The following is a 12,891-nucleotide window of genomic DNA, read 5'->3' on the forward strand; positions in this document are numbered from 1 at the left end:
TATCACTGCAAATGGTCTATTGGGATCAACACTTCATTTCGCCTCAAAAACCAGGGCATGAACGGTGCGTTATATCTCGCCCAGACTGGCTTGCCCTGAATAATGAATCCCTTTTTGTTGATCCATTCTTCCAACCTCGCCTTGTTCTTTTCATAGCCTGATTTGCTCCAAAACCCGGAGTACTCGATGGCTGCCATAGTCCGTTCTGGCACCTGGCGTATGGTGATCCTCTCGTCCCTGGGTGTCGGAGTAGTCTGCATCGTAAATGATCCCGGCATCATAAAACTGACGACCCATTTTCCATCAACCTGGGTCTGCCCTACCGGTGCCGTCATGTCGATTTCCTGCCCCTCAATTTCCTGACCCCCAGCCACCTGGCCAACGGGCGCGGTCATGGCGATTTCCTCTTGGGATTGGTTATTGCCGGAAATGTATTTAAACAAACGACCAAACGCTTCACTGCCCGCGTCTTCGAATTCTTTGTCAACGACTGTCTCTGCAACAATATGCGGCTCGTAAAGACGTACTTCCAGGTTCTCCTCCTTCAGGAGGACTGTGTATTCCGCTTTTTCTGTCGCCATGGTGGTTGCCGATATGAAGATTGAGCAAAGGGAGATTAAGAGCGCTGCGTTCCGTCTAAGCATAATGTTTCCTTTCATATTTGCCTTCAGGATCGAGGTCTATCTGTAACTATTCCTTTGGAATCAGCACATGGCTAATAGACTTTTCTATCTTCGAATAAAGCGACCGGAAAATGTCTCGCATTAAAACCGAGCTCTGTAATTTTGCGGCAACAAATGCACATGCTGTTCGATTGCTCCCGGCAAAATGAAAAATCTCGGGGCGGTGGTAAATTCGTAGACGCGGTACAAGCGGAACGCGTCTGAATAGTCATTGGAAAACGCCCGCTCGTTTTCACTAATAAAAAACGGCAGATACTTCCCAGAGTTAGTCGCCTTCACCTCAAGAAAGCGCTCTTCATCGCCAGTCGAGTCAAAAGAGCGAATATCAAAGCCCAACCCGTCGCCCCGATCCTTACTGGACCACTCAACCGCTGCGGCCAAATCAGGCCGGCCTTGAGCAGTAAGCCTCTGCCGTTCCATGCGAAGAACAAATTCCTCAGCGCGCTCCCCCAACTGACGATTGCGCCGTTCCCTTTCCGAGAAGTCGATGCGTTTTGCCAAGTAGCTCGGTCTGCTCTCGGCCACATGAGGAATTCGCTCTGGCGGTTCCGGATCAAACACCGAATCCCAAGCCCGATCACTATGATCCGGCTCTTCGGCGACCTTATCCGCAACGAGATTAACGTCGTCCACGACCTTCTGATGGCCTGCAAGATAAGACAGAACTACCTGTCTGAGTTGTTGCTGATAGTTGAAAGCAGGTTTGTAGCCGGGGATGTATGGAAGTCCCAATTCCAAGAGCACAGCGCTGACGTTCTGGTGCTTGTATTCGATCGATCCCTCGGAGCGATTATTCAAACGCGGCTGCAGTGCCCTGCGGTGTGCTGCCTTACTGTAGGGAGCGCCGACAAGGCGTTTCTCCAACATCGTCACGTAATCATTGACCAGGAACTCACATTCCAACCAGTCCCAGCCGCCGCGTTCAGGTTGAAGAAGGTCAAGGATCGACTTATCGTCGAGGCTAGTCAGCAGCGCAGATCTTAGAAGCTCTCGGGCAATCCGGTTCCCGAGCAGTTCGAACAGCTCATCGTCCAGAAACGCGTAATCAATGTGAGCATCAATGGCGCCCTGCGATGTTGCCTTTGTCAGTTGCTGATATTGCTCTTGCTGACCAGGCCTGACTTTGTGGTGCCAAAATCCTTCGCTTCGAAGATGGAAGAACGGTAAGTGGGGATTGTTCCGATCCGAGGGAGACGCCAGTTCTTGAAAACGTTTGGTGAAATGGCCCTTGAGATCATCGTCAAAATAAAACCGATTATTCGTAACTTCTCCCAACTCAACGAGGTCCATCACAGCCTGCAACATGGCCACTTTGTGAGGGCTCTTATTAGCACCACCACTGTTCACTCGAAGCGTCGAGAAGCGCTTCTCGTAATCAAGCAAACTCACCGGCCACTCCAGTAATTCGCTTTCTCCGGGATGACCCATCGCACACCACCACGAGGATCTGGCTGATCGCCCGCATACCTCGGGATCAGGTGACAATGCATGTGCATAACCGTCTGACCTGCTGCTGCTCCACAGTTCATACCGATATTATAGCCATCCGGCTGGTAACGCTCTTCAAGCCATTGTTTGCCTTGTTCGACAAGCTCCATGATGGCTTGTTGTTCAGGAGCGCTTAGGTCAAACCATTCGGCGGCATGACGATTGGGTACGATCAATAAATGGCCTTGAGAAACTGGAAAACCATCCAAGCGAATATGGGCCAACGCATTGGATGGCATGGGACCATGCTCTGAATCCTGATTGACGGCGCAAAATGGGCAGTCACGTTCCATTATGATTTCCCTTCGATGCCTGAATATCCACAGGCGGCACACCCAGATCTTGCCACTTCTCCGGATGGCAGGTAAACAGCAGTATCTGATGGCGGCTGGCCGCATCGAACAGAATGCGCTTCATATCTTCCAGGCGCCCGCTGTCACTATGCACCAGGGTGTCATCCAGTATCACCAGCGTCGGTCTTCCGGCTTCCCGAAGCAGATCGGCATAGGCCAGGCGGCTGATCAGTCCCATCTGTTCCCTGGCACCAAAACTCAGTTCGGTGACCTGCCCCAGTTCGCTGCCCCGGCTGAAGGTGCCAGGCCGTAGCTGTTCGTCGACTTCCAGGGAGGCTTCCGGGAACAGCACCGACAGGTAATGGTTGAGGTGCTTTTGCAGCGGTGCCTGCAGGCGGCGAGTGAGGGCCTGGCGTTTTTCGGTGAGCAGGTTGAGCAGCAGATCCAGTGCCTGGGCGCGTCGGTGGAGTTCCTGGTAGCGGCGATTGCACTGGTCTAGCTCCGCCTCTTTCTCGTTGAGCTGTTCTTCCAGCCCTTCGGCACCCCAGGCCTCCAGCCGGACTTTGATATCGCGGAGTTCACGCCCGCGATTCTCCTGGGTCTGGCGCAGGTGATTGACCGCATTCTGGTAGCGTTCGATGTCCTGCTTGAGAAAGTCCGGGCGGGCTTCGCGGATCTCCCGTTCGCGGCGCTCGAGGCTGGCTTGCAGTTGGGTCTGTTGTTTCTCGAGGTTCGCCAGGTCGGTGGTGATTTGCTGAAGTTGCTGCTGTCGTTCCGGGCTCTTTTCTTCATCCGCCAGCCGCTGCCATTCGGTTCTGGCGTTATCCCGGGCCTGTTTTAGTGCCGACAGCGTCGCCTGATGCTCACGTTCGTCCGATTCCGCCTTATCCAGCGCGGTGCCGGCCTGAACAAAAGCGGCCTCCGCCTCTTCGAGGGCGGGTACGTTCTCCTTCTGGTCCGGTTCTGGCGTGGCCTGCAACTGGCTTTTGGCTTTCTCCAGTTCGCTTTTCGCCTCGCTCTGCTGGGAAACCAGTTGCTCAATGCCGGCCGGTGCCACGGATTTCAGCAAATCTTCCGCGTGCTTCTGGGCTCTTCCGGCACTTTCAAAGGCTGAGAGCCGGTCTTCGGCCTGTTCCACGGATGCCACGCCTAGAGTCTTCAGCTGTTCTGCAAAGCTGTCCTCAAGGGTTTTGAGCTTCCGGCGGGTGCTGGCCAGCTCTTCGCCGCCGGGGGTTATGCCAAGGGTGCCCATGCCCGGGATAACCAGGGTGGATTCTTCCAGGAGTTGCTGCTCGCCTTGCCCGGTCAGTTGCTCGTTGTTCAGCGTTAACGACGCGCTGGCTTCCAGCTGCCAATTCAACCGGGTCGCAATGGTTCGTGAACGGATGGTTTCTTCGTTCAGCTGGTTCGCGGTGGCTTTCAGGTTTTTGACTGCGGCGGAATCAATCCGGTTGTCTCTGGCCTGCTGTCTGGCCTGCTCCAACTGCTGGTGGTATTCCTTTGCTTTGGCAAGATTCTGGGTTAGAACCTGTTTCTGTTGCTCAAGCCGCCGGACATCCTGCTCCAGCCGTTCCCGGGTTTGCAGCAAACCGGCAAGCTTGCGTTGCTTTTCAGCCTGCTCGTAGGCAGTTCTGGCTTCCTGCAAACGGCCTGTAATCATCGGCGTTTGCGCTTGTGCGGTGGCGAGGTCTCGCTCCGCACGGTCCAGTTCGGCTTTTCGGCCCTCGAGCTGGCGGCTCAGGCCTTCCAGGTGTTCCTTGTTCTGTTGCAACAATCGGTAATTCTGCTGCAGCTGGGCGAGCGTGGCCTTCTCCTGGGCTTGCTGCTGCTCCAGGCGTTCTACCTGCTGATACTGCGCCCGGGCTTGCTCCAGTTGTCGCTGGGCCTCTTCCCAAGGGCGCTCGGCCTCCGCCTGATCATAGTCCTGGGCCAGTTTGCCCAGTCGGTCGACCTGCTCCTGGTATTTGTGCACCCGCTCCTTCAGCTCTTCGATTTCGGCCTCATACAAGGCGCGGTCTTTCTCCAGCTTCAGGTAGTCTCCCCGGGGCTTGCCGGTGCCGGTCAGCAGGGTGTCCCGCTGGCTGCGGACGGTCTCGATCAGGTCATCGCCGCCGGAACTGGCCACCTCTCCGACCATGGAGTTCAGGGCGGATTTGAGGTGGTCGCCGGCGTGTTCGATGGCCTGCTCGATGTCCTGCCCGGTGCCCTGCTCCACCCACAGCAATCCCGGTATGCCCCAGTGCTCGGCTTTGCTGGCGCCGCGTTTCGGGTACTGGTAGCCCAGCAACTCGGCCAGTTTTTCTTCGGCGTCGTCTTCGCTGTAGGTCTCGGTGCCGACTTTCAGGTCACAGCGTTTTCGTTGCAGGAAGCTCTTGGTGAGATGCCAGGAACGGCCCTCGTGCTCGAAATCCAGTTCAATGGTGGGCGCCGCGGCGGAGTCGCCCCAGGGGCGAAGGTCGTCAACGGCGGTTGAGCGATAGCGCTCGAAAAAGGCCGCCCGGATCGAGCGCACCAGGGTGCTTTTGCCGGATTCGTTGGGGCCGTGAATCAGGTTGAGGCCGGGTTGCAGGTTGTCCAGAACAAAGGGTTTGCAGAACTGGCGTAGCTGCTCAATGCGCATGCGCTGCAGTTTCATTGGCTGGCCTCCTGTTCCCGCTCTCTGAGCATGCCCGCAAGAATGGCCAGCGCGTCTCGGGCGGCGTCATCCTGCGCGCCCTCTTGTTGACGCTCGCGCAGGCTCTCGACGACTTCGCCCACGTATCCGTCCGCTTTCAGGGCGGCGATGTCCTCGTCGGTCGGCGCAAGCTGAAGCCCACTCCGTTCGCATCGCAGGCTACGGAATCGGGCTTCAGCCACCGAGAGCGCCTTCATGAGCGTTTCCTCCCCGGCGAGTGTTATCGAACCCTCAAGCCGAAGGTCTACAACGGCGGATTCGGGCAAGGCGTTCAATCGATCCAGCAGTTGGTCCAGATCAGACTGCACTGCCAGGGTTTCCCGCCACTGGTGCCACTGATACCGGCCGGTGGGTAGTCGGGTTACCGTCGGCGTTACCCCTGCCTCGGGCACTTCAACGATCAGGGCGTTGCCGGCTTCGTTGTTACGGAAGCGTTCCGGCTCGGGGGTTCCGCTGTACCAGGTGCGCTCATCAATCTGTTTGGTGCCGTGCCAGTCACCCAGCGCCAGGTAATCGAGCCTGCTGGCTTCGGCACGGTTCGGCGCTATGGGGTTGGTGGAATCAATCTCGTCCGGCAACAGGCCCTGGACACTCCCGTGGGCCAGGCCGATCCGGAGGAAACCTTCCGGTGACTCGTAGCCGCTGAACGGCTCGGTGAGATCGCCATAGGTATGGCGCTGAGTCAGCGGTGCGCAAAGTATGCTCAGGCGCTGGGGTTCCAGATCAATGACGCGGGGCTGAAGCGCAAGGTGTACGTTCTCGGGCACCGCACCCAGGCGTTGGGCTCGCGTCCAGACACTCTCTGCCAGGGCGGCATCATGGTTGCCGGGCAGCATCACCCAGGGGCCGGTAAAGCCCTTGGTGGCGTTGAATACCCTGCGAATGGTGCGGTCGGAGACCGTTTGTGCATCGAAGACATCACCGGCCACCAGTACTGCATCGCACTGGTGTTCGTTGGCCAGTTGAGCCAGCTTTTCGATGGCTTCAAACCGGGCCTCGACGAGCGCCGCACCGTCTTCGGTTTCAAAACGGGTAAACGCCCGGCCCATTTGCCAGTCTGCCGTATGCAATAACTTTGGCATTTTATGTCCCTGAGAGATCTGGAAATTTTGGCGTTATTCTAGACTACACGCCAAGACTTTACAGACGCGATGCGACAATGAACGTCGTTCTGGAGGAGATGCTTTACTCGGGACGCTATACAGAGCTCAGCCGGCACGCTGCGTACTTGAACTCCGGAATCTTCCCGTAGGGGTCCAGGGCCGGGTTGGTGAGCAGGTTGGCCGCCGCCTCGGCAAAGGCGAAGGGTATGAACACCATACCCTCGGGCATGGCCTGATCGGCCCTCGCTGTGAGGGTGATGCTGCCACGCCGGGTGGCAACCTGGATGGCATCACCGGGCGCGACGCCCAAATGAGCCAGCTCGGCGGGTGCCAAGTAGGCAGCCGCTTCGGGCTCTCGCTCATCCAGTACTTTGCTGCGACGGGTCATGGCGCCGGTGTGCCAGTGTTCCAGCAGTCGCCCGGTGGTTAGCACCATCGGGTAGGCGTCATCCACTGGCTCATCCGGTGGCAGCGGCCGGGTTGGCGATAATTTCGCACGTCCCCCGGCCCGGGGGAAAGCATCGGAGAAGACCACGTCGTGCCCTGGCGCGTCGTCGGCCGGGCATGGATAGGTCACGGACCCTTCGCGTTCCAGTCGGGACCAGGAGATATGATCGAGTGAATGCATGCCCTGCTTCATCTCGGCGAACACTTGCTCGGGGCCGGCGTAGTCCCAACCCAGACCGAAACGCCGGGCGATTTCCTGAATGATCCACCAGTCGGGCTTTGCCTGCCCCGGCGGCGCCAATGCGGCGCGACCCATTTGCACCTGGCGGTTGGTGTTGGTAACGGTGCCGAATTTTTCCGACCAGGCGGCGGCCGGCAAGAGGACGTCAGCAAACTGGGCGGTCTCGGTAACGAACAGGTCCTGGACCACCAGGTGTTCCAGCGCGCCAAGGGCGGCCCGGGCGTGGGTCAGGTCCGGGTCGGACATGGCGGGGTTTTCGCCAAGGATGTACATGCCCTTGATGGTGCCTGCGGTGATGGCGTCCATAATCTCCACAACCGTAAGCCCAGGCTCGGGATCCAGCTCGGTGCTCCAGAGTTCTTCGAAGGCGGCGCGCAGCTGAGAATCTCCTACCGGTTGGTAGTCGGGCAATACCATGGGAATCAGGCCAGCGTCGGAGGCGCCCTGAACGTTATTCTGGCCACGCAACGGATGCAGGCCAGTGCCTGGGCGGCCGGTGTGGCCGCAGGTCAGGGCCATGGAGATCAGGCAGCGGGCGTTGTCGGTGCCGTGCACGTGTTGGGAGATGCCCATGCCCCAGAAAATCATCGCGCTTTCGGCACCGGCGTAGGCCCGGGCCACTTCGCGGATGGTGTCTGGTTCAACGCCGCAGATCGGGCTCATTGCCTCTGGCGTCATATCCGCGACACTGGCGGCCAGCGCCTCAAAGCCTTCGGTGTGGGCATCAATGTAGGCCTGATCGTAGAGACCTTCGCTGATGATCACGTTGAGCATGGCGTTGAAGAGCGACACGTCGCCACCCGGCGAGAAGCGAAGGCTGCGCCAGGCATAGGCGTCCAGAGCCTGGCCCCGGGGATCGATGATGATCAGCCTGGTGCCGTTGCGGGCCGCCTGTTTGAAGTAGGTGGCGGCGACCGGGTGGTTCACGGCCGGATTGCAGCCGGTAAGGATGACCACATCGGCCTGAAGCGCTTGCATGAACGAGGCAGTCACCGCGCCGGAGCCCAGGCATTCCATCAGTGCCGCCACTGAACTGGCGTGGCAGAGCCGAGTGCAGTGGTCCACATGGTTGGAGCCAAAACCGGTGCGAACCAGTTTCTGGAACAGCCAGGCTTCTTCGTTGGAGCACTTGGCGCTGCCAAAGCCGGCGAGCGCACTTGGGCCGTGTTGGCCTTTGAGTTCCGTCAGCCCGGTGGCGGCAAATTCCAGTGCTTCTTCCCAGCTTGCCTCGCGAAAATGCGTTAAGGGATTGGCCGGATCAAAGTCGGGGTCGATGCCCTTGGATACGCCCTCCTTGCGGATGAGCGGCCGTGTAAGCCGTGCCGGGTGCGAAGGATAATCGAAGCCGAAGCGGCCCTTTACACAAAGCCGGCCCTGGTTGGAGGGGCCGTCTTTGCCTTCCACGAAAAGAATACGCCCCTGCTGTTTCCCTGCCCCGTTGTGGGTCGGTTCGTCTTTGACGTGATAGGTGAGCTGGCAGCCCACGCCACAATAGGGGCAGACGGAATCCACAGTGCGGTCGGCTTGGGCGGAATCGCCACGACCTTCCGCATCAATCAGGTTGGCAGGCATCAGCGCCCCTGTGGGGCAGGCCTGCACGCATTCGCCACAGGCAACGCAGGTGCTGTCGCCCATGGGGTCGTCGAAGTCGAAGACAACTTTGGATTCGGCGCCACGGTGGGCCAGGCCGATCACATCATTGCCCTGCACTTCGCGGCAGGCCCGCTCGCACAGCCCGCAGGTGATGCAGGCATCCAGGTTGACGTTCATGGCAGAGTGACTGGCGTCATGGCCCCGGGCGTGGGCCAACGAATCAGACCGAGGCTCGACATGGTGCACCGTAGGCTCATTACGTTCTGAATGAGCCGGGAGGCGCTGGCGCACGGCACTGGCATCAATGGCCAGTTGATCCGCCGTTTGCCACAGATGGCTGGACTGGTCCGGGCTGTTATCTCGCTCAGGCTGATCGGCCAGCAGCAATTCGAGTACGCCTTTGCGGGCCGCCTGAACACGTGACGAGCCTGCGCTGCGAACAACCATGCCGGGCGCGGCCTCGCGAATACAGCTTGCGGCGAGTACCCGCTCACCCTCCACTTCCACCATGCAGGCCCGGCAATTGCCATCCGAGCGATAGCCTGGGGCGTCTTTGAAACAAAGGTGAGGGATGGTCTCACCGGCGCGTTTAGCGACCTGCCACAGGGTTTCGCCGGGGTAGGCCTGAACTTCGACATCGTCCAGGGTCAGGGTAAAGCTGGCGGTTGCATCGTTCATGGCTCTTTTTGAATGGCTCATGGCTGCCTCCCTACCCTTTGGCGATCAGGTTTTGGCTCGCAAGTTCACTACGGAAGTCCCGCAGCAGGCTCAGCACCGGATTGGGTGCAGCCTGGCCCAGGCCGCAGATGGAAGCATCCATCATCACACCCGCCAGCTGTTGGAGCGTTTCCTCATCCCAGGTACCCCGTTCCAGCAACGTCAGCATTTTCTCGGTGCCGACACGGCACGGGGTGCACTGCCCGCAGGACTCATCCGCGAAGAAGCCTAAAAGGTTTGCGGCGGCGGCTTGCAAATCGTCCTGATCAGACAGGACGATCACCGCGGCGGAGCCGATAAAACAGCCGTGCTCCTGCAGGGTATCGAAGTCCAGGGGAATGTCGGCTTTACTAGCCGGCAATATCCCGCCCGAGGCCCCGCCGGGCAGATAAGCCAGCAGGCGATGCCCTTCGGCCATGCCGCCGCAATATTCTCCAATTAGCTCATTGAGGGTGATGCCCGCAGGCGCAACGTGCACACCGGGCCGGGCGACCCGCCCGGACACCGAAAAGCTGCGAAGCCCCTTACGACCATGGCGCCCCTGGCTGGCGAACCATTCCGCACCCTGGGCGTGGATGCGCGGGATCCAGTAAACGGTCTCGACGTTGTTAACCAGGGTGGGCTGGCCAAACAATCCTTTCTGCGCAACGAATGGCGGGCGATGGCGTGGCTTGCCGGGCTTGCCTTCCAGAGACTCAATCAGGGCGGATTCCTCACCGCAGATATAGGCTCCAGCGCCACGGCGCAGGATGATAAAACCCGGCTCGACGATGTCGGCCGCTTCCAGCTCGGCCATGGCCTCTTTCAGAACACTGTGCAGGCCGGGATACTCATCCCGGAGGTAGATGTAGAGGGCTTGAGCCTCGACAGCCCAGGCACTGACCAGGGCCCCCTCCAGGAAAACATGGGGTTCTCGCTCAAGGTAGTAACGGTCCTTAAAGGTGCCCGGCTCGCCTTCGTCGGCATTGATTACCGCATACCGGGGCCCCGTCTCGGCTCGCACGGCCTGCCACTTGCGGAAGGTGGGGAATCCGGCGCCGCCGAGACCGCGCAGGCCGGCGAGCTCCAGTTCCTTGGCCAGCGATTCGACGCTCACCCAGCCTTCGCGGCAATCCTTCAGTAACTGATAACCACCGGCTGAGTTGTAATCCGCAAGTCCTTGCCAGTGGATTTCTTCCGGCTGAATCTGCCCCTGCTCTACCGCCGCACCCACAGCCTGGGCATTGGCATGGCAAACGTGATGATGGCCGACTTCTACCACTGGCGCCGTGTCGCAGCGCCCCATGCAGGGTGCTCGCCTCACACGCACCTGGGCGGGATCCGCTCCGTCAGATAGCGCCTGATGCAGCGCCTCTGCTCCGGCCAGTTGGCACGAAAGCGAATCACACACCCGCAAGGTTATTGCCGGTGGTGGCGTTTGTTCGTCGTGAATGACGTCGAAATGGGCGTAAAAGGTGGCCGTTTCATAAATAGCGGCCATGGGCAGATTCATGAAAGACGCGAGGGCCCGGAGGCGAGGCATGGAGAGGTAGCCGTAGGCATCCTGAATCAAATGCAGATGCTCGATCAGGCGATCGCGGTGTCGCAATGACGAATCAACGCGTTCGTCACCGATCAGGTCCCGAAGCTCCGACAGTACAGCGGGTTCCAGCTGTCGGCCACGAAGGCCGGAACGACGGCGTTTGACCACTTCTCCTTCTGTATTCATTGTTTTTGACCAGGCGCCGAGGGTCCAGATACAGCCTTATTGGCTGGCTTGACTGCTTTCGAGTCATTGAAGCATATCCAGACGGGGTGGCGCCAGCATGTGCCGAAGCCAAAGCACCAGCAATCGAAAATGCAGAAGCCCATTAGATGAAGCTCATCGACACGCTATTTTCCTGAGCTGTTATGAAAAAGCCGGAAGCGATCAATGATCACCTCCGGCTGCAAACTCACCGAGGAGTTAAATCAATTGCAGTAAACGCTCGTAAACGCCTTTTCTGCGTTCAGGTTCACTGGAATGGGCGATCCACAATGGCTATTGTCCGTGTTGCAGACAGCGAGCCCGTAGTCGCTAACACTTGGATCGATGTTCTTCAGAAGAACACGAGAGCCCTGGCTACTGGCCACCTCAACACCATTGGCAACTTCAAAGCGAGCACTGTCTGACACCTCAAACACCTTGAAGAACTTGTCTTCAACAGGAATCTGATCCTCTTCGTTCTCAAAAATCTTGTTAGAGCGATCAATGTCCAGCTTTGTCGTGTCGACCTCATAGAGGTTGCATACGTGCAGGCCAGCCGCAGGCTGAGTGTATGCTTGGGTATTCGGCCGATCTTCGTTGAGCAAGGCATGGCTCAGTGGCCTGGCAACATAAGTCTCACCAGAGACGGCCTTCGCCAGCTCCAGGCTATCAATAATGCCCTTGTCGAGTACCTGGGTGGATTCACCGGTCAAGCCGTCGTTCTTCGTGCCGGTAAGGAGGCGGATGATTCGACGCTCATCGGCTTCGGGTTCAGCAGCTTTGATCAACGCAGCGTGCCCAGACACGATCGGCGCTGAAAAGGAAGTCCCATACACATATCTATAGTCCTCAACATCGTTCGTAGTGAAGACGGAGCTACCGGTCGCATAGATGTCAACAAGCTCCCCAAAGTTGGAGAAGCCTGACTTCTGCCCATCCAGCATGTTGGCACCGACAGACACGACACCCTCGCAGTTAGTGGGGTAGGTGTTGGAAGCATCCATATTTTCGTTACCTGCTGCACCGACAACTAGGATGCGTTTGGATCGAGCGATGTTGAGTGCGTCCTGCAAGTAGCGTGGACACGTGGTTATCGCACCAAGAGACAGATTGATTACATCCACAGGCTCACTTAGCGTTGCTACCCCCTCAACGGGCTCGCCAGCCAACCACAAAATGGCATCGGCAACGTCGGTGGTAAAGCCACTGCCAGTGCACCAAAGTGCACGTGCTGCGATAATGTCAGCATCGACGATACCGGCCATGCCTTTGCCATTATTAGTTGTTGCCGCAGTTATATGCGCACCATGGGTGCCGTGACGGTACTCGCAGGTGGGGTCCAGGACATTCTCACGAAACTCAGGACCACGCTCCCCAGTAACGACATTGGCGCCAGATGAGTAGGTAATGTCGCCGGTTTCTGCAAAGCCACTATCAACGAAGCCGATACGCATACGCTCTGATCGATCGTAGATGGCCTGAGCCCGGTTAATGTTCAGGCGACCGGGTGTGGTCTCAGAAGAATCATCCCAGATTCTTTGGTCAATAAGCCTCGGGTCATTGTAAACCTGATCGCCAACCGCGCTTCCGCGTACAGTAGATGGTACCGGAATTTCTTTGACCGGCTTGATGTTCTCTATTTTTCGGGCGATCTCAATGTCACCAATGGTGGCATCGTTCTCCAGTCGCTCTATGGTTTCCTCAACCTCATCTCCGGATACGACAAGACGCTTCCAACGATATTCCAAAGTATCACCTTGAGTTGAGCCTTCCTCGCTACCAATAACCTTGTAGACAATGATGGCTTTTTCGCTGTCCGAAGATTCCGGAACAGATTTCATGGGAGTTGGCTCATCAGCAAGGGCCAGACAGTGAGCGCTGACGAAAAACGCTGCTGCGAGTACATTCTTGATCGACATAGCCGCT

At 58.2% G+C, this 12,891-nt stretch carries 8 protein-coding genes; all 8 read right to left on the reverse strand.

Annotated features, from left to right (window positions below; translation table 11 throughout):
* Positions 1–2 precede the first annotated feature (2 nt).
* Entirely contained in the window at positions 3–581 is a 579-nt protein-coding gene (locus tag CFT65_RS12625) for an SOUL family heme-binding protein (RefSeq protein ID WP_088828490.1), read from the reverse strand.
* A gap of 183 nt (positions 582–764) precedes the next feature.
* Positions 765–2,111 carry a DUF3883 domain-containing protein gene (locus CFT65_RS12630; protein ID WP_088828491.1) on the reverse strand — a complete coding sequence of 449 codons (1,347 nt, stop codon included), beginning with the start codon at positions 2,109–2,111 and terminating at the stop codon, positions 765–767.
* Positions 2,069–2,464, reverse strand: a complete 396-nt coding sequence (locus tag CFT65_RS12635; protein WP_088828492.1) for an HIT family protein — start codon at positions 2,462–2,464, stop codon at positions 2,069–2,071. The genes CFT65_RS12630 and CFT65_RS12635 overlap by 43 nt, the downstream gene beginning before the upstream one ends.
* On the reverse strand, positions 2,454–5,099 hold the full coding sequence (locus tag CFT65_RS12640) for an AAA family ATPase (RefSeq protein ID WP_088828493.1): 2,646 nt from the start codon (positions 5,097–5,099) through the stop codon (positions 2,454–2,456). The genes CFT65_RS12635 and CFT65_RS12640 overlap by 11 nt, the downstream gene beginning before the upstream one ends.
* Positions 5,096–6,220 carry a metallophosphoesterase family protein gene (locus tag CFT65_RS12645; RefSeq protein WP_088828494.1) on the reverse strand — a complete coding sequence of 375 codons (1,125 nt, stop codon included), beginning with the start codon at positions 6,218–6,220 and terminating at the stop codon, positions 5,096–5,098. The genes CFT65_RS12640 and CFT65_RS12645 overlap by 4 nt, the downstream gene beginning before the upstream one ends.
* Before the next feature lie 115 nt (positions 6,221–6,335).
* A complete protein-coding gene (fdhF, locus tag CFT65_RS12650; RefSeq protein WP_088828495.1) occupies positions 6,336–9,221 on the reverse strand; it encodes a formate dehydrogenase subunit alpha in 2,886 nt (961 codons plus the stop codon).
* Between the two features lie 10 nt (positions 9,222–9,231).
* Positions 9,232–10,947, reverse strand: coding sequence for an NADH-ubiquinone oxidoreductase-F iron-sulfur binding region domain-containing protein (locus CFT65_RS12655; RefSeq protein ID WP_088828496.1), 1,716 nt, complete (start codon positions 10,945–10,947; stop codon positions 9,232–9,234).
* 242 nt (positions 10,948–11,189) lie between these two features.
* Positions 11,190–12,884: a S8 family serine peptidase gene (locus CFT65_RS12660; RefSeq protein ID WP_088828497.1), complete on the reverse strand. Its 1,695-nt coding sequence runs from the start codon at positions 12,882–12,884 to the stop codon at positions 11,190–11,192.
* Between the last annotated feature and the right edge of the window lie 7 nt (positions 12,885–12,891).

The sequence above is a fragment of the Marinobacter sp. es.048 genome, assembly GCF_900188435.1.
GTDB lineage: Bacteria > Pseudomonadota > Gammaproteobacteria > Pseudomonadales > Oleiphilaceae > Marinobacter.

Coding starts and splice junctions, on each gene's coding strand:
- CFT65_RS12635 (WP_088828492.1), bottom strand. CDS start 2,464: ATGGAACGTGACTGCCCATTTTGCGCCGTCAATCAGGATTCAGAGCAT.
- CFT65_RS12655 (WP_088828496.1), bottom strand. CDS start 10,947: ATGAATACAGAAGGAGAAGTGGTCAAACGCCGTCGTTCCGGCCTTCGT.
- CFT65_RS12660 (WP_088828497.1), bottom strand. CDS start 12,884: ATGTCGATCAAGAATGTACTCGCAGCAGCGTTTTTCGTCAGCGCTCAC.
- CFT65_RS12630 (WP_088828491.1), bottom strand. CDS start 2,111: ATGGGTCATCCCGGAGAAAGCGAATTACTGGAGTGGCCGGTGAGTTTG.
- CFT65_RS12640 (WP_088828493.1), bottom strand. CDS start 5,099: ATGAAACTGCAGCGCATGCGCATTGAGCAGCTACGCCAGTTCTGCAAA.
- CFT65_RS12625 (WP_088828490.1), bottom strand. CDS start 581: ATGGCGACAGAAAAAGCGGAATACACAGTCCTCCTGAAGGAGGAGAAC.
- CFT65_RS12645 (WP_088828494.1), bottom strand. CDS start 6,220: ATGCCAAAGTTATTGCATACGGCAGACTGGCAAATGGGCCGGGCGTTT.
- fdhF (WP_088828495.1), bottom strand. CDS start 9,221: ATGAGCCATTCAAAAAGAGCCATGAACGATGCAACCGCCAGCTTTACC.